The organism is Rhizobium sp. BK602, assembly GCF_014195095.1.
Taxonomy (GTDB): domain Bacteria; phylum Pseudomonadota; class Alphaproteobacteria; order Rhizobiales; family Rhizobiaceae; genus Rhizobium.
The window spans coordinates 839,251-855,259 of sequence record NZ_JACIBC010000001.1; the positions used below are offsets into that span (position 1 = coordinate 839,251).

General features: G+C 59.8%; 16 protein-coding genes. 7 read left to right on the plus strand and 9 right to left on the minus strand.

The genetic code is table 11. The features are described 5' to 3' along the window. Positions 1 to 29: 29 nt before the first annotated feature. Entirely contained in the window at positions 30 to 680 is a 651-nt protein-coding gene (locus tag FHX11_RS04065; RefSeq protein WP_184355297.1) for an invasion associated locus B family protein, read from the plus strand. Between the two features lie 150 nt (positions 681 to 830). Here the strand turns inward: FHX11_RS04065 and hspQ are convergent, their stop codons facing one another. The 3 genes from hspQ to FHX11_RS04080 form a co-directional block, all read right to left on the minus strand. Then, positions 831 to 1,160: a heat shock protein HspQ gene (gene hspQ / locus FHX11_RS04070; RefSeq protein WP_184355298.1), complete on the minus strand. Its 330-nt coding sequence runs from the start codon at positions 1,158 to 1,160 to the stop codon at positions 831 to 833. 234 nt (positions 1,161 to 1,394) lie between these two features. Next, positions 1,395 to 2,804, minus strand: coding sequence for a type I glutamate--ammonia ligase (glnA, locus tag FHX11_RS04075; protein ID WP_184355300.1), 1,410 nt, complete (start codon positions 2,802 to 2,804; stop codon positions 1,395 to 1,397). A 61-nt stretch (positions 2,805 to 2,865) separates the two neighbouring features. Next, on the minus strand, positions 2,866 to 3,204 hold the full coding sequence (locus FHX11_RS04080) for a P-II family nitrogen regulator (protein ID WP_003539626.1): 339 nt from the start codon (positions 3,202 to 3,204) through the stop codon (positions 2,866 to 2,868). A 349-nt stretch (positions 3,205 to 3,553) separates the two neighbouring features. Here FHX11_RS04080 and FHX11_RS04085 point away from each other — a divergent pair, with 349 nt between their 5' ends. Beyond that, entirely contained in the window at positions 3,554 to 5,029 is a 1,476-nt protein-coding gene (locus tag FHX11_RS04085; protein ID WP_184355302.1) for an NAD(P)H-hydrate dehydratase, read from the plus strand. Positions 5,030 to 5,035: 6 nt separating this feature from the next. Here the strand turns inward: FHX11_RS04085 and FHX11_RS04090 are convergent, their stop codons facing one another. After that, entirely contained in the window at positions 5,036 to 5,842 is an 807-nt protein-coding gene (locus FHX11_RS04090) for a DUF72 domain-containing protein (protein ID WP_184355304.1), read from the minus strand. A 71-nt stretch (positions 5,843 to 5,913) separates the two neighbouring features. Here FHX11_RS04090 and FHX11_RS04095 point away from each other — a divergent pair, with 71 nt between their 5' ends. Both FHX11_RS04095 and FHX11_RS04100 read left to right on the plus strand, forming a co-directional pair. After that, complete coding sequence (locus tag FHX11_RS04095) at positions 5,914 to 6,180, plus strand: type II toxin-antitoxin system prevent-host-death family antitoxin (protein WP_184355306.1); 267 nt, start codon at positions 5,914 to 5,916, stop codon at positions 6,178 to 6,180. Beyond that, on the plus strand, positions 6,177 to 6,563 hold the full coding sequence (locus FHX11_RS04100; RefSeq protein ID WP_184355308.1) for a type II toxin-antitoxin system VapC family toxin: 387 nt from the start codon (positions 6,177 to 6,179) through the stop codon (positions 6,561 to 6,563). The genes FHX11_RS04095 and FHX11_RS04100 overlap by 4 nt, the downstream gene beginning before the upstream one ends. Positions 6,564 to 6,566: 3 nt before the next feature. Here FHX11_RS04100 and uvrA read toward each other — a convergent pair whose 3' ends face one another. Next, positions 6,567 to 9,488: an excinuclease ABC subunit UvrA gene (gene uvrA, locus FHX11_RS04105; RefSeq protein ID WP_184355311.1), complete on the minus strand. Its 2,922-nt coding sequence runs from the start codon at positions 9,486 to 9,488 to the stop codon at positions 6,567 to 6,569. Positions 9,489 to 9,746: 258 nt separating this feature from the next. Between uvrA and FHX11_RS04110 the strand changes: the two genes are divergently transcribed. Then, on the plus strand, positions 9,747 to 10,307 hold the full coding sequence (locus tag FHX11_RS04110) for a single-stranded DNA-binding protein (RefSeq protein ID WP_184355818.1): 561 nt from the start codon (positions 9,747 to 9,749) through the stop codon (positions 10,305 to 10,307). 430 nt (positions 10,308 to 10,737) lie between these two features. Here the strand turns inward: FHX11_RS04110 and FHX11_RS04115 are convergent, their stop codons facing one another. Continuing rightward, entirely contained in the window at positions 10,738 to 11,370 is a 633-nt protein-coding gene (locus FHX11_RS04115) for a MarC family protein (protein ID WP_184355313.1), read from the minus strand. Between the two features lie 225 nt (positions 11,371 to 11,595). Here FHX11_RS04115 and gyrA point away from each other — a divergent pair, with 225 nt between their 5' ends. Then, positions 11,596 to 14,403: a DNA gyrase subunit A gene (gene gyrA, locus FHX11_RS04120; protein WP_184355315.1), complete on the plus strand. Its 2,808-nt coding sequence runs from the start codon at positions 11,596 to 11,598 to the stop codon at positions 14,401 to 14,403. A gap of 231 nt (positions 14,404 to 14,634) precedes the next feature. Here gyrA and FHX11_RS30035 read toward each other — a convergent pair whose 3' ends face one another. The 3 genes from FHX11_RS30035 to FHX11_RS04130 all read right to left on the minus strand — a co-directional run bounded on the left by FHX11_RS30035 (position 14,635) and on the right by FHX11_RS04130 (position 15,284). After that, positions 14,635 to 14,769, minus strand: a complete 135-nt coding sequence (locus FHX11_RS30035; protein ID WP_281411580.1) for a hypothetical protein — start codon at positions 14,767 to 14,769, stop codon at positions 14,635 to 14,637. 41 nt (positions 14,770 to 14,810) lie between these two features. Then, a complete protein-coding gene (locus FHX11_RS04125) occupies positions 14,811 to 14,969 on the minus strand; it encodes a hypothetical protein (RefSeq protein ID WP_184355318.1) in 159 nt (52 codons plus the stop codon). Positions 14,970 to 15,065: 96 nt separating this feature from the next. After that, positions 15,066 to 15,284 carry a hypothetical protein gene (locus FHX11_RS04130; protein ID WP_184355320.1) on the minus strand — a complete coding sequence of 73 codons (219 nt, stop codon included), beginning with the start codon at positions 15,282 to 15,284 and terminating at the stop codon, positions 15,066 to 15,068. 200 nt (positions 15,285 to 15,484) lie between these two features. Between FHX11_RS04130 and coaD the strand changes: the two genes are divergently transcribed. Next, positions 15,485 to 15,988: a pantetheine-phosphate adenylyltransferase gene (gene coaD / locus FHX11_RS04135; RefSeq protein WP_184355322.1), complete on the plus strand. Its 504-nt coding sequence runs from the start codon at positions 15,485 to 15,487 to the stop codon at positions 15,986 to 15,988. Positions 15,989 to 16,009: the final 21 nt, after the last annotated feature.

Sequence of the window (16,009 nt, forward strand, 5' to 3'; positions counted from 1 at the left end):
CGCATCGGATTTCAGGAGGCGGTTTCGCTATGATGTTCAAGACTGACAACACAATGCGGGCAGGTCTGTCTGCTCTGGCTCTCATGATCGGCGCAGCACTTCCGGGGGCTGCCTTTGCCCAGGATGCCTCCGCCGCTCCCGCCGATGGCGGCGATGCCAATCAGCCGCGCCTTGGCTGGTACAAGACCTGCACCAAGCAGGACGACGCCGATATCTGCATCGTTCAGAACCTGATGATGGCCAATAACGGCCAGCTCGTGACGGCAGTCGGCCTCATCTCGGTCGATGGCAAGGTCAATCGCAAGATCCTGCAGATCTCCGTTCCGACCGCGCGCCTGATCCCTCCGGGCATCACCATGCAGGTCGATGGCGGCAAGGGCCAGAAGATCGACTATGCCGTCTGCCTGCCGGACAAGTGCACGGCCGAAATTCCGGTGACGGATGCCATGATCGCATCGCTGAAGAAGGGCACCGACGTGACCTTCACCTCGATCAACTTCCGCCGCGCGCCGAACCCGATCAAGATTTCGCTCACCGGCTTCGGCGCGGCCTTTGACGGCCCGGCGATCTCCGACTCCAAGCTGGCCGAGAGCCAGAAGAGCCTGCAGGACAGCATGCAGAAGAAGGCTGAAGAAGCCCGCAAGAAGCTGGAAGATGCGCAGAAGGCCGCCAAGCAGTAAGCTGCGGGCGTCCACGAGAATGCATGAAAAAGCCCGGTGCGAACCGGGCTTTTTCTTTTGCGCTGTTCTTGCAAGAGCATGATCCGCTCAAACGAAAGGGAAGACGTTGGGAGCGTCTTCCCTTTGCGAAATCCAGGGTGAAGCGGAGGCTTAGTGCGCGAAGCTCATCTTGGGCTTGAGTTCGCCGGTAGGCGCTTCATCGAATATCTGAGCGATCTGCGGGTTGCGTAGCGGCTCGCCGCTCTCATCGCTGATCAGATTCTGCTCGGATACGTATGCGACATATTCCGTCTCGTCGTTTTCGGCGAGAAGGTGATAGAAGGGCTGGTCCTTGCTGGGCCGCACTTCTACGGGAATGGAATTCCACCATTCTTCGGTATTGGCGAATTCCGGATCGACGTCGAATATGACACCGCGGAAGGGGAACATGCGGTGCCGAACCACGTCGCCTATATTGAATTTTGCGTAGCGTTCTTTCATGGCGCGACTTCCTTTCAAGCAATCATGTGGTGAATTCCACCGCCGATATCAAGGATTTTGCCCCGATTCCTTCATCCAACCGTCACATTCGATTAACGCCGTTCACCCTCTGGTGGTTCGAATAGGCGAGGCAGGAATTGTAACATCCGATGAGGCAGCCGTGACCGAGAAATGCCTGCCTCATGCTTGCCAATATGAAAAAGCCCCGGCGAGCCGGGGCTTTCACTTCGGTTCTTATACCGAGTAGTACATGTCGTATTCGACCGGATGCGGGGTCATCTCGAAGCGCATGACTTCCTGCATCTTCAGCTCGATGAAAGAATCGATCTGATCGTCGTCGAAGACGCCGCCGGCGGTCAGGAACTTGCGGTCCTTGTCCAGGCTTTCCAGCGCTTCGCGCAGCGAGCCGCAAACCGTCGGGATCTTCTTCAGTTCCTTCGGCGGCAGATCGTAGAGATCCTTGTCCATGGCCTTGCCCGGATGAATCTTGTTCTTGATGCCGTCGAGGCCGGCCATCAGCATGGCCGCGAAGCCCAGATAGGGGTTGGCCGTCGGATCGGGGAAGCGGACTTCGACGCGCTTCGCCTTCGGGTTGCTACCGAAGGGGATACGGCAGGAGGCCGAGCGGTTGCGGGCCGAATAGGCAAGCAGAACCGGAGCTTCATAACCGGGAACCAGGCGCTTGTAGGAGTTCGTCGACGGGTTGGTGAAGGCGTTGAGCGCCTTGGCATGCTTGATGATGCCGCCGATGTAGTAGAGGCAGCTCTCGGAGAGGCCCGCATACTCGTCGCCGGCGAAGGTCGGCTTGCCGCCCTTCCAGATCGACTGGTGAACATGCATGCCGGAACCGTTGTCGCCGAAGATCGGCTTCGGCATGAAGGTTGCCGTCTTGCCGTAGGCATTGGCCACCTGATGGACGACATACTTGTAGATCTGCATCTTGTCGGCGTTGCGCACCAGCGTATCGAACTTGATGCCGAGTTCGTGCTGGGCGGCGGCGACTTCGTGGTGATGCTTTTCGACGACGACGCCCATTTCGGAGAGAACCGTCAGCATTTCAGAACGCATGTCCTGAGCGCTGTCGACCGGAGGAACCGGGAAGTAGCCGCCCTTGATGCGCGGACGATGGCCGAGGTTGCCGGTCTCATAGTCGGTGTCGTCATTCGACGGCAATTCGCTGGAGTCGAGCTTGAAGCCGGTATTGTAGGGATCGGCCTTGTACTTGACGTCGTCGAAGACGAAGAATTCGGCTTCAGGGCCGAAGAAGGCGGTGTCGCCGATGCCGGAAGCCTTGAGATAGGCTTCGGCCTTCTTGGCGGTGCCGCGCGGGTCGCGGTTATAGGCTTCGCCCGAGACGGGGTCGAGAATATCGCAGATGATCACCATGGTGGACTGCGCGAAGAACGGGTCCATATGGACCGTGTCCGTATCCGGCATCAGCACCATGTCGGATTCGTTGATCGCCTTCCAGCCTGCGATCGAAGAGCCATCGAACATGACGCCGTCGGCGAACATGTCTTCGTCGACACAGACGACGTCCATCGTGACGTGCTGCAGTTTGCCCTTGGGGTCGGTAAAGCGCAGGTCTACGAACTTGACGTCGTTATCCTTGATTTGTTTTAGAATTTCGCTTGCCGTCGTCATTAAATTTCTCTTCCCTTGACTTAGATGACGATTTTTGACCGCGGCCGTGAGGCCGGGCGGGTTAGATGGCGTCTATGCCGGTTTCACCGGTGCGGATGCGAATGACCTCTTCGACGTTGGAGACGAAAATCTTTCCGTCGCCGATACGGCCAGTCTGCGCTGCCTTGCGGATAGCGTCGATCACCGCCTCCGCATTTTCGTCCGCCAATACGACTTCGACCTTCACCTTCGGAAGGAAGTCAACGACGTATTCGGCGCCACGGTAGAGTTCCGTGTGACCTTTCTGACGACCGAAGCCCTTCGCTTCCGTGACGGTGATACCCTGCAGGCCGACTTCCTGAAGGGCTTCCTTCACTTCGTCGAGCTTGAAGGGCTTGATGATCGCTTCGATCTTTTTCATGAGAAAATATCTCTCCGCTTTTCCTGTTACAGCAGGACTACTCCCCGCTCGCCCAACGTGATGCACGTATCATGCCAGTTCAGAACAGCTCGCTGCAAAAAATCCCGACGAATTGATGCCGAGATCTCGGATTGATGAGGATTTTTCGAGAAAATGGAAGCGATTTCGCATCAAATTGAGCTTCATAAGCAAAATTTTGCAAAAAAACGCCTGAACCTTCACAATCGTACCTTTGAATGACGCGAGCTTACGGTGAAATATTTTTATGCAAATGCATTTTTATTAGGCAAAATCTGCGCCGGAAAAGCGGTTGTTTTTCAGGCAGGTTTCGGATTCAATGAAGCCTATCATGATGTTACCACTCGCCGATCTGCTTCTCTCGCCCGATGAGATGGCGGCCGTTGACCGGGCCGCTGCCGCTTCGGGCATCGATTCCTATGGGCTTATGGAAAAGGCGGGGCAGGCGGTTGCCGCAAGTGCTCTTCGGCATTTCCCCGAGGCCGGACGATATGTCGTGCTTTGCGGCCCCGGCAACAATGGCGGGGACGGCTATGTGGCGGCGCGCGCGCTCCGGCAGAGCGGCGCCGACGTCGCACTTTTTTACCTCGGCGACCCCGGGAAGCTGAAAGGCGATGCCGCGCGCGCCTTTGCGGATTGCCCGGTCGCCGGGACGGCGATCTCGACCTATCTGCCGCAGGCTGGCGATGTGGTGATCGACGCCATCTTCGGGGCGGGTCTCTCTCGCCCGGTTCCGGACGAGGTCGCAGTGATAATATCACTCGTCGCCGATGCCAGGGTTCCGGTCATCGCCATCGATCTGCCGTCCGGCGTCGACGGCAATAGTGGCCAGATACTCGGCGCTGCCTTCCAAGCCGAACGCACGATCACCTTCATGACCCGCAAGCCCGGTCACCTGCTGCTGCCGGGTCGCGATCTCTGCGGCATATTGGAGGTGTTCGACATCGGCATCCCCGCGCGCATCGTCCGCGCCGAGGCGGACACCAGGATCGCTGAAAACATGCCGGCGCAGTGGCAAGCGGCACTGCCGGCGGCGGTTACGGATATCCATAAATACAAGCGCGGCCACCTCGTCGTCTTTTCGGGCGGGGCAATCGCCACCGGCGCGGCACGCATGTCGGCCATGGCCGGGCTGAAAGCCGGGGCAGGGCTTGTCACCATCGCCTCGCCGGAACAGGCGCTGGCGGTCAATGCCGGCATGCTGACGGCGATCATGCTGCGCGCGGTCGAGGACGAAGCGGCCTTGCGAGCCTGGCTTACCGACAAGCGGCTGTCGACCTTCGTTCTCGGCCCCGGTTTCGGCGCCGGCGAAAAGGCCCGGCAATTCGCGCTGGCACTCGCCGATCGTCAACTCGTGCTGGATGCCGATGGCATCACCTCGTTTCGCGACGACCCGCAACGCCTGTTCGAGGCTTTCGCGGATGGCCCGACGCGGATGGTGCTGACGCCGCATGAGGGCGAGTTCGCCCGTCTCTTTCCCGATATCGCCGCCGACAGCACCTTGAGCAAGGTGGCAAAGGCAAGAGCCGCCGCCGCGCGCGCGCATGCCGCCGTCATCTACAAGGGCGCCGACAGCGTTATCGCCGCACCCGATGGAAGGGCGCTGATCAACGCCAATGCCCCGTCATGGCTCGCCACCGCCGGCTCCGGCGACGTGCTCGCCGGTATTATCGGCGGATTGCTGGCACAGGGAACCCCCGCCTTCGAAGCGGCGGCGGCCGGCGTCTGGCTGCATGGCGAGGCCGGGCAACGCGCGGGAAAAGGGCTGACGGCGGAAGATCTCGTCTCGCATGTCGCACCCTTTTGAGGGGCGCTACTTCGCTACTTCCTCCTGAAGCGCGATCGCGCCATGCGGCGCATTGACCTTGCCTTCGTGGATCATGAAGGCAAAGACATCGCGCGGCGCGGCCTCGACCTTGCGCTCTGCATCGATCAGCGGCAGATCGTCGGGAATCCTGCCTTCGGCCCAGCTTGCCAGCCGTTTTGCCCAGGCCGTCAAATCCTTTGGCGGATAGCAGGTCTTGATGTCGTCGGAGCCCTTCTGCAGGCGGGCATAGACGAAATCGGCGGTCACGTCGGCAATCATCGGATATTCGAAATGCTCGGCGCAAACCGGCGCGACATTGTATTTGGCAAGCAGGCCCACGAATTCCGGCACCTTGAACGAATCATGCCGGACCTCGACGACATGCCGGAGCGCCAGGCCGTCCTGCCTGGCCGGCAGCAACTTCAGGAAGGCCTCGAAATCATCCGGATCGAATTTCTTCGTCGGCGCGAATTGCCAGAGAAGCGGGCCAAGGTGATCGCCGAGTTCGCTGATGCCGGACTCGAGAAAGCGCTGCATCGATTCTCCCGCCTCGGCAAGCACGCGCCGGTTGGTGACGAAGCGTGTCGCCTTGAGCGAGAAGATGAAGCCATCCGGGACGTCGGCCGCCCATTTGGCGAAGACTTCCGGCTTCTGCGTGCTGTAATAGGTGCCGTTGACCTCGATCACCTTCAGCTGGCGGCTGGCGAAATTCAGCTCGTCCTTCTGCTTCAGCGTGTCGGGATAGAAGGTCCCGCGCCAGGGCTCGAAGGTCCAGCCGCCGATGCCGGTTCGGATCGTGCCTGCAGTGGTCATTCTCTCCTCCATTGCCTTAGCTATGTTGCTTAGCTATCTTTTGAGAAACTCTTGTTGAACAGGGTTGTCCGATGACGATCGTCACCATTCACAAAGCCAAAACCGACCTCTCGAAACTTATCGCTCGCGCAGAAGCCGGCGAGGAGATCGTGTTGGCACGTGGCAACAAGCCTGCTGTCAAACTCGTGCCGGTTGAGGAACCACAGGCCAAGCCGCGTATTCCTGGGGCGTTCGCTCACCTGCGCGGCAAAATTCCAGATTCATTCTTCTTCGACTCGCTACCTGAAGACGAACTCGAAGCCTGGGAAGGCAAATACTCGTTCGACGGTGAGATGTGAGACTGTTACTCGATACGCATGCCATCGCCTGGTGGCTTTTCAACGATTCCCGGTTGTCATCCAGCATTCGCGCTTTGATTGCCGACCCACAGAATGACGTCTTTGCGAGCGCCATCTCAGCCTTTGAGATGGCCACAAAATTCCACACTGGGAAATGGAACGACTTTGGCCCTCTCGTCATGGCTTTTGAACAAGCTATGGCGGCCGAGCGTTTCGTGGTTCTCGACGTCTCGGCTCGGCACGCTGTGCAAGCTGGACTTCTGGACGGTAACGACAAGGACCCCTTCGATCGAATGATCGCAGCGCAATGCAAGATCGAGGGCCTCCTATTGATCAGCGCCGATTCGGCTTTTAAAGCGTTTGGCGTCGAGCCGCTCTGGTAGCCGTCACTCCGCCGCTGCCACCTTCTTGATCGGCCGCCGCTCCAGCAATTCCTTCAGGAACTGGCCGGTATAGGACCGCTTCTCCTTGACAATCGTCTCCGGTGTGCCCGAGGCGACGATCTCGCCACCGCCATCGCCGCCCTCGGGGCCGAAATCGAGAATCCAGTCGGCGGTCTTGATGACCTCGAGATTGTGCTCGATGACCACGACCGAATTGCCCTGATTGACCAGTTCATGCAGCATTTCTAGGAGCTTGGCGACATCGTGGAAATGCAGGCCGGTTGTGGGTTCGTCGAGGATGTAAAGCGTGCGGCCCGTCGATCGCTTCGACAGTTCCTTGGCTAACTTGACGCGCTGCGCCTCGCCACCCGAAAGCGTATTGGCCTGCTGTCCCACTTTGATATAGCCGAGGCCGACATCCTTCAGGCTCTGCAGCTTGTCGCGCACGGCGGGAACGGCCGCGAAGAAATCGACGCCCTCTTCGACCGTCATGTCGAGCACGTCGGCGATCGACTTGGTCTTGAAGGTGACGTCGAGGGTTTCGCGGTTGTAGCGCTTGCCGTGGCAGACGTCGCAGGTGACGTAGACGTCGGGCAGGAAGTGCATCTCGATCTTGATGACGCCATCGCCCTGGCAGGCCTCGCAGCGACCGCCCTTGACGTTGAAGGAGAAGCGGCCGGGCTGATAGCCCCGCGCCTTGGCTTCCGGCAGGCCGGCGAACCAGTCGCGGATCGGCGTGAAGGCGCCGGTATAGGTGGCCGGGTTCGAGCGCGGCGTGCGGCCGATCGGCGACTGGTCAATATCGATCACCTTGTCGATATGCTCGAAGCCATCGATGCGGTCGTGATCGGCCGGGATTTCGCGCGCGCCCATGACGCGGCGCGCGGCCGACTTGTAGAGCGTCTCGATCAGGAAGGTGGACTTGCCGCCGCCGGATACGCCGGTGACCGCGGTGAAGACGCCGAGCGGGATCGAGGCGGTGACGTTCTTGAGGTTGTTGCCTCTCGCGCCGACGACCTTGATTTCCTTACCCTTCTTGATCTTGCGGCGTTCGTCGGGAACGGGAACGCCGAGTTCGCCGGAGAGATATTTTCCGGTCAGCGACTTTGGGTTCGCCATGATGTCCTGCGGCGTGCCATGCGCCACCACCTGGCCGCCGTGCACGCCGGCGGCCGGGCCGATATCGACCACATCATCCGCTGTCAGGATCGCATCCTCGTCATGCTCGACGACGATGACCGTGTTGCCGATATCGCGCAGATGCTTCAGCGTTTCCAGCAGGCGGGCGTTGTCGCGCTGGTGCAGGCCGATCGACGGTTCGTCGAGAACGTAGAGCACGCCCGTCAGTCCCGAGCCGATCTGCGAGGCCAGGCGAATGCGCTGGCTTTCGCCGCCCGATAGCGTGCCCGAGTTGCGCGATAGGCTCAGATATTCGAGGCCGACATCGTTGAGGAAGCGCAGGCGGTCGCGGATTTCCTTGAGAATGCGCACCGCGATCTCGTTCTGCTTGTCGGTGAAGGTCTCCGGCAGGGCGTTGAACCAGTCGCGGGCGACGCGGATCGACATTTCCGCGACCTGGCTGATATGCAGCTTGTCGATCTTGACCGCCAGCGCTTCCGGCTTCAGGCGATAGCCGTTGCAGGCCGGGCAGGGGGCGGCCGACATGAAGCGCTCGATCTCCTCGCGCGCCCAGGCGGAATCGGTTTCCTTCCAGCGCCGCTCGAGGTTCGGCACGATGCCTTCGAAATTCTTGTGCGTCGTATAGGAGCGCGCACCGTCGGCATAATGGAACTCGATCTTGTCTTCGGTGCCGTTGAGAATGACGTCCTTCGCCTTGTCGGACAGCTCATTCCAGCGGCTGCCGAGCTTGAAGCCGTAATGCTTGCCTAGCGCTTCCAGCGTCTGATTGTAATAGGGCGAGGTCGACTTGGCCCACGGCGCGATAGCGCCGTCGCGCAGCGTGCGCTCGGGTTCCGGAACGATCAGATCCGGATCGATCTTCTGCTGCGAGCCGAGCCCGTCGCAGGACGGACAGGCGCCGAAAGGGTTGTTGAACGAGAACAGGCGCGGTTCGATTTCCGGAATGGTGAAGCCGGAGACCGGGCAGGCGAATTTTTCCGAGAACAGCACGCGTTCATGCGTCTCGTTCAGCGATTTATTCGCCGAGCCGCCGGCCGCCGTCTCTTCCGGCGGCAGCGGCTTGTCGGCGAATTCCGCGATCGCAAGACCATCGGCGAGGCGCAGCGAGGTTTCGAAACTGTCGGCAAGGCGGCTCGAGACATCCGGCCGGACGACGATACGGTCGACCACGACATCGATGTCGTGCTTGTACTTCTTGTCGAGCGCCGGGACGTCGGCGATCTCATAGAACTGGCCATCGACCTTGACGCGCTGGAAGCCCTTTTTCATGAGCTCGGCGAGCTCTTTCTTATATTCGCCCTTACGCCCGCGCACGAGCGGCGCCAGGATATAAAGCCGGGTGCCTTCGCCGAAGGCGAGCACGCGATCAACCATCTGGCTGACCGTCTGGCTCTCGATCGGCAGGCCGGTGGCCGGCGAATAGGGCACACCAACGCGGGCGAACAGCAGACGCATATAGTCGTAGATTTCGGTGACGGTACCGACCGTCGAGCGCGGATTGCGCGACGTGGTCTTCTGCTCGATCGAGATCGCCGGCGACAGGCCGTCGATCTGGTCGACATCCGGCTTCTGCATCATTTCCAGGAACTGCCGCGCATAGGCCGACAGGCTCTCGACATAGCGGCGCTGTCCCTCGGCATAGATCGTATCGAAGGCGAGCGACGACTTGCCGGAGCCGGAGAGGCCGGTCATGACGATCAGCTTGTTGCGCGGAAGATCAAGGTCGATGCCCTTGAGATTATGCTCGCGCGCGCCACGTATGGAAATAGTCTTCAGTTCGCTCATCGTCGTATAAAGGTCCCTTGGAGTCTGCCTTTATTTAGTGATGCCAGCCCGCGAGTCGAGGCTGAAATGAAGGACAGGACCAGGTTTTCGATTCGGTTGACAGGATCATACGGACAAACTAGAACAAATAAAGAACAAAATTCCTTGTGGATGACACTCCCTTGGATGGTTGCTTAAATAGCACCTGACGGCGGCAATGGTCTAAGGTGCGCGGATGAAATTTTGGAGCCGTCGATGGGCGGCAAGCAGGGTGATGTCATGGCCGGTAGTGTGAACAAGGTAATTCTGGTTGGAAATCTCGGGGCGGACCCGGAAATCCGCCGCACGCAGGACGGCCGCCCGATCGCCAATCTCAACGTCGCGACCTCGGAAACCTGGCGCGACCGCAACTCCGGCGAACGCAAGGAAAAGACCGAATGGCACCGCGTGGTGATCTTCAACGAAGGTCTCTGCAAGGTCGCCGAACAATATCTGAAGAAGGGCGCCAAGGTCTATATCGAAGGCGCGCTCCAGACACGCAAGTGGCAGGACCAGAACGGCCAGGACCGCTATTCGACCGAAATCGTGCTGCAGGGCTTCAACTCGACGCTGACCATGCTGGACGGCCGTGGTGAAGGCGGAGAGGGCGGCGGTCGCGGTGGTCGCGGCGGCGGTGACTTCGGCGGCGGCTACGGCGGTGGCGATTATGGTGGCGGCGACGATTACGGCCAGTCTGGTGGCAGTGGTGGTCGCAGTGGCGGCAGCCGCGGTGGCCAGTCCAGCGGCGGCGGCTCCGGCAGCAACTTCTCGCGCGACCTGGATGACGATATCCCGTTCTGATCGGGTCGATTTGATCGAGGGATCATACCGAATTTTGTTGAACAGCCCGCCTTTCCAGGCGGGCTTTTTCGTTGGTTGCCTTTTAGTGGTCGGCGCGCCCGTTTAGCTCTTTCAGAATAGATTCACAGCTATTTATGGTTCGAATGATATTCTCTTCGGTCAGGATGTGAACTCTTGCGATCTCATCAGCAAAATACATAAACAATATCTTCTTCTATAAGTCTTTTTCCGTAACTATGCTTATAGAGGCGTATTCCTTGTCGTTTTTATCGGACAAATATTCCATTTTTAAAAATGTATAGCCATACTTTTTGAAGAACGCCCTTATTATGTTTGTAAGCATTAAAGGCCCCGTGCGCTATCGGCTTTGGATTTTTCTGATGAGAATCTTATGACGATTGGATGCATCATCTTTCCCGGCGGGCTTCTTCTATGCGACCTGAAGCGCCGACCGCACGCCGTCCACGACAAACTGCGCTGCGAGTGCCGCGAGAATGACGCCGAGCAGGCGGGTCAGGATGGCGCGGCCGGTGGCTCCCAGCATGCGGTCGAGCCGGTTGGAGATCGCCAGAGCCGCGAAGACCAGGCAGAGATTGGCGGCGATGACGCCGATCAGCTGCGCCCGGTCGAGCGTCGTCTGTAGCGAACCGGCCAGCAGAATGGTCGCCGAAATGGCGCCCGGACCGGCGATCAGGGGCAAGGCGAGGGGAAAGACGGCGATGTTGCGGATATGATCCTTGGTGATCGCCACTTCCGTCGTCTTCTCCTTGCGATCCTGCCGCCTCTCGAACACCATCTCGAAGGCGATCCAGAAGAGCAGCAGGCCGCCGGCAATGCGGAAGGCGCCGATGGAGATGCCGAGCACCCCGAGCACGCTGGCGCCGAACAGGGCGAAGGCGGCCAGGATAAAGAAGGCGATCAGCGAGCCGCGCAGCGCCACCTGCTTGCGCTCGGCGGCGTTCATGCCGGCCGTGAGGCCGATGAAAAGGGGAGCAAGACCGGGTGGATCGACCGTGACGAGCAGCGTCGTGAAGGCATTGATCAGCGTGTCCACACTCGCCATATGATCCCCGACCGTCATTTCCATGGTTGTTACCCCCATTGATATGCGAGGAATGAGGTTTCGCAAAGCGCAATGCGGTGAAACCGGAACGCACTGCCACGGAAATGTTCGATTTGGCGGGTTAAGAGGGGAAAAGCCTGTTCAAAAGCACCCACCCAAATTGGCGCTGACGGGGCCTTTCGGCTATAAATTTCACAGTGATTCTAAAAGAGATCGTGATCTGTTTTGACTGAGCAAACACCACCCGGCGGCGGGAAGCTCCCGCCAGGCATCGAGCCAATTTCCATCATGGAGGAAATGCAGCGGTCGTATCTCGATTACGCCATGAGCGTGATCGTCAGCCGCGCGCTTCCCGATGTTCGCGATGGTCTCAAGCCCGTTCATCGGCGCATCCTCTACGGCATGTCGGAACTCGGGATCGACTGGAACAAGAAATATGTGAAATGCGCCCGCGTCACCGGGGATGTGATGGGTAAATACCATCCGCACGGCAACCTGGCGATCTACGACGCGCTCGCCCGCATGGCGCAGCCCTGGTCGCTGCGCATGCCGCTGATCGACGGGCAGGGCAATTTCGGCTCCGTCGACGGCGATCCGCCGGCGGCCGAACGCTATACGGAATGCCGCCTGCAGAAGGTCGCGCATTCGCTGCTCGACGATCTCGACAAGGAAACGGTCGATTTCCGCGATAACTATGACGGCACGCTGAGCGAGCCCGTCGTGGTGCCGGCCAAGTTCCCGAACCTGCTGGTCAACGGCTCCGGCGGCATCGCCGTGGGCATGGCGACCAATATCCCGCCGCACAATCTTTCCGAAGTGATCGACGGCTGTATCGCGTTGATCGACAATCCGGCCATCGAGCTGCCGGAGATCATGCAGATCATTCCGGGTCCGGACTTTCCGACCGGCGCCAAGATCCTCGGCCGGGCCGGCATCCGCTCGGCCTATGAGACGGGGCGCGGCTCCATCATCATGCGCGGTGTCGCGACGATCGAGCCGATGCGGGGCGATCGCGAGCAGATCATCATCACTGAAATTCCCTATCAGGTGAACAAGGCGACGATGATCGAGAAGATGGCCGAGCTGGTGCGCGAAAAGCGCATCGAGGGCATCTCCGATCTGCGCGACGAATCCGACCGTCAGGGCTACCGCGTCGTCGTCGAGCTGAAGCGCGACGCCAATGCTGACGTCATCCTCAACCAGCTCTATCGCTATACGCCGCTGCAGACCTCCTTCGGCGCCAACGTGGTGGCGCTGAATGGCGGCAAGCCGGAGCAGCTGACCCTGCTCGACATGCTGCGCGCCTTCGTGTCCTTCCGCGAGGATGTCGTCAGCCGCCGCACCAAGTACCTGCTGCGCAAGGCGCGCGAACGCGCCCACGTCCTGGTCGGCCTCGCCATCGCCGTCGCCAATATCGACGAGGTCATCCGCGTCATCCGCCATGCGCCCGATCCGCAGTCGGCGCGCGAAGAGCTGATGACCCGCCGCTGGCCGGCCGCAGACGTCGAATCCCTTATCCGGCTAATCGACGATCCGCGCCACCGCATCAACGAAGATGGCACCTACAATCTTTCCGAAGAGCAGGCACGCGCCATTCTCGAATTGCGCCTGGCCCGCCTGACGGCGCTCGGCCGCGACGAAATCGGCGACGAACTCAACAAGATCGGCGCCGAGATCAAGGACTACCTCGAAATCCTGTCGTCGCGCCTGCGCATCCAAGCCATTGTAAAGGAAGAGCTTGCCGCCGTTCGCGACGAGTTCGGCACGCCGCGCCGCACCGAGATCGTCGATGGCGGCCTCGAGATGGACGACGAGGACCTGATCGCCCGCGAAGACATGGTCGTCACGGTTTCGCATCTCGGCTACATCAAGCGCGTGCCGCTGACCACCTATCGCGCCCAGCGCCGCGGCGGCAAGGGCCGCTCCGGAATGACGACGCGCGACGAGGATTTCGTTACCCGGCTATTCGTTCTCAACACGCATACGCCGGTTCTGTTCTTCTCCTCGCGTGGCATCGTCTACAAGGAGAAGGTCTGGCGCCTGCCGATCGGCACGCCGACATCGCGTGGCAAGGCATTGATCAACATGCTGCCGCTGGAGCCCGGCGAGCGCATCACCACGATCATGCCGCTGCCCGAGGACGAGGACAGCTGGGACAATCTCGACGTCATGTTCTCGACGACGCGCGGCACCGTTCGCCGCAACAAGCTGTCGGATTTCGTTCAGGTCAACCGCAACGGCAAGATCGCCATGAAACTGGAAGAGGAGGGCGATGAAATCCTCTCCGTCGAGACCTGCACCGAGCATGACGACGTGCTGCTGACGACGGCGCTCGGCCAGTGCATCCGCTTCGCGGTCTCGGACGTCCGCGTCTTTGCCGGCCGCAACTCCATCGGCGTTCGCGGCATCACGCTGGCGCCGGGCGACAAGATCATCTCGATGACGATCGTCAACCATGTGGACGCCGAACCCTGGGAGCGTGCCGCCTATCTCAAGCGTGCCGCGAGCGATCGCCGCTCCGCCACGGGCGACGACGAGGAAATCGCGCTGGTCGGCGAAGACGTCACCGAAGAGGGACAGCTTGGCGACGAACGCTATGAGGAACTGAAGGCACTGGAGCAATTCGTGCTGACGGTCTCCGAAAAGGGCTTCGGCAAGCGCTCCTCCTCCTACGACTTCCGCATTTCCGGCCGTGGCGGCAAGGGTATCCGCGCCACCGATACGTCGAAGACCGGCGAAATCGGCGAGCTGGTTGCCGCTTTCCCTGTCGAAGACGGCGATCAGATCATGCTGGTGTCGGATGGCGGCCAGTTGATCCGCGTCCCAGTCGGCGGCATTCGCATCGCCAGCCGCGCCACCAAGGGCGTCACCATCTTCTCGACGGCCAAGGATGAAAAGGTCGTTTCGGTCGAACGCATCAGTGAGCCGGAAGGCGACGACGAGGCGAGCGAAGAGGGAGCCGAGGACGACGTCCCGAATGGCGCAGGCGACGCTTCGGGCGACAACACCGAGGCGGGCGCCGGCGAAGACTAATTCGCAGCCTTCATCCAGAGAAACGAAAACCGGGCGGCTTGGCTGCCCGGTTTTTTTGTTGGGGCTTAGGGCAATTCCAAGAAAAGGACACAGCGTTTTTTCGTCCGGAATTGAATAAAAACAACAAGCTGGCGCAACAAAAAACCGGATGCTGGGGGAGCATCCGGTTTTAATCGACCCGGCTGGCTCAGGGCCGCGCGCGGGTGGGGAGTTATGGAAAACTCGCCGAATTCAGAGGGCCTTGTGGTGCTTGTTCAGCTTCTTGCTCTCCTCGCTTTCGCGATGGAGGGCCGATATGGTGGATGCGACAGACACAACGAACATGATGCTGATGAAAAGCGTAAGCACCGTCAATATCGTGAACATGATCGCTCCCTTCCTCTCGTGGAACTAGCGCTCAGATCCCTTTAGTATTGGCTGGAGGCAGCGAAGGGACGAGCCGAAGCAAAGGGACCATAGATCTTCGACTGGTCAGGCTTTTGATCGTAAAGAGCGATCGTCGCTGCAAGCATTCCCGAAATCATGGTCATCCACACAACGTTAATAAGGGTGATCTTGTCGGGCATACTCTGTTTCCTTCTTACTGCAATGAGCAAATCTAAGGTTCGAACTTTAACGCAGCGGTTCGTGAATGGTTCCGCTGTATGTTGAGGCCATGTCTATCAGCGTCCGCCTGAAGCGACCTTGAATGCCTCGTTCATCTGGCGTTCAGATTCGCGATGCGTTTTGCGCATGGCATTGATGATTTCTTGTGCAGAAATGCCATCGTCCTTGCCAGCACGGCGCGTCCACTCGATTTCGTAATTGCTCGAAAACAGGTGGATGACGTGCTCGATGGCGAGAGAGCCGACAATGGCGACTGCGACGACGAGGACCAACATGGTCAGATATCCTTGAGCCGGACGGGGAGGGACCGAATGGAACCGATCCGCTTGTGTTGGCCTGAATAAAGCATGGCCGGGCTGAAACGGCCTTGAACGCCTCATTCATCTGACATTCAGAGGCCGACGCAGGGGTGCAAATGACTTGCGGGAAGGGGCTATCCGTGACAAAAGGCGTCGAAACAACGAGCCGGCCCGGTATGACGACAGCCTTTTATCCCGGATCTTTCGATCCGATGACCAACGGACATCTGGATGTCCTCGTACAGGCGCTGAATGTCGCCCCGAAGGTTATTGTCGCGATCGGTATTCATCCCGGCAAGAAGCCGCTTTTTTCGTTCGAGGAGCGGGCGGAACTGATCAAGCGGTCACTGGCCGATGTGCTTCCGCAAAAGGCGGCCGCAATTTCCGTCGTCGCCTTCGACAATCTGGTGGTCGACGCGGCGCGCAAGCATGGTGCGAGCCTCCTTGTGCGGGGACTGCGCGACGGCACCGATCTCGACTATGAAATGCAGATGGCCGGCATGAACCGGCAGATGGCGCCGGATATCCAAACCCTGTTTTTGCCCGCCGGCACCGCGTCGCGGCCCATAACCGCCACATTGGTAAGGCAGATCGCTTCCATGGGCGGCGATGTCAGCGCCTTCGTCCCGTCAGCGGTTCTGAAAGCCCTGACAGGCAAGTTAAAAAATCCGGCCGAATAGAAGCCGGACCGAATTCATTTC

Coding starts and splice junctions, on each gene's coding strand:
- FHX11_RS04065 (WP_184355297.1), top strand. CDS start 30: ATGATGTTCAAGACTGACAACACAATGCGGGCAGGTCTGTCTGCTCTG.
- hspQ (WP_184355298.1), bottom strand. CDS start 1,160: ATGAAAGAACGCTACGCAAAATTCAATATAGGCGACGTGGTTCGGCAC.
- glnA (WP_184355300.1), bottom strand. CDS start 2,804: ATGACGACGGCAAGCGAAATTCTAAAACAAATCAAGGATAACGACGTC.
- FHX11_RS04080 (WP_003539626.1), bottom strand. CDS start 3,204: ATGAAAAAGATCGAAGCGATCATCAAGCCCTTCAAGCTCGACGAAGTG.
- FHX11_RS04085 (WP_184355302.1), top strand. CDS start 3,554: ATGATGTTACCACTCGCCGATCTGCTTCTCTCGCCCGATGAGATGGCG.
- FHX11_RS04090 (WP_184355304.1), bottom strand. CDS start 5,842: ATGACCACTGCAGGCACGATCCGAACCGGCATCGGCGGCTGGACCTTC.
- FHX11_RS04095 (WP_184355306.1), top strand. CDS start 5,914: ATGACGATCGTCACCATTCACAAAGCCAAAACCGACCTCTCGAAACTT.
- uvrA (WP_184355311.1), bottom strand. CDS start 9,488: ATGAGCGAACTGAAGACTATTTCCATACGTGGCGCGCGCGAGCATAAT.
- FHX11_RS04110 (WP_184355818.1), top strand. CDS start 9,747: ATGGCCGGTAGTGTGAACAAGGTAATTCTGGTTGGAAATCTCGGGGCG.
- FHX11_RS04115 (WP_184355313.1), bottom strand. CDS start 11,370: ATGGCGAGTGTGGACACGCTGATCAATGCCTTCACGACGCTGCTCGTC.
- FHX11_RS30035 (WP_281411580.1), bottom strand. CDS start 14,769: ATGTTCACGATATTGACGGTGCTTACGCTTTTCATCAGCATCATGTTC.
- FHX11_RS04125 (WP_184355318.1), bottom strand. CDS start 14,969: ATGCCCGACAAGATCACCCTTATTAACGTTGTGTGGATGACCATGATT.
- FHX11_RS04130 (WP_184355320.1), bottom strand. CDS start 15,284: ATGTTGGTCCTCGTCGTCGCAGTCGCCATTGTCGGCTCTCTCGCCATC.
- coaD (WP_184355322.1), top strand. CDS start 15,485: ATGACGACAGCCTTTTATCCCGGATCTTTCGATCCGATGACCAACGGA.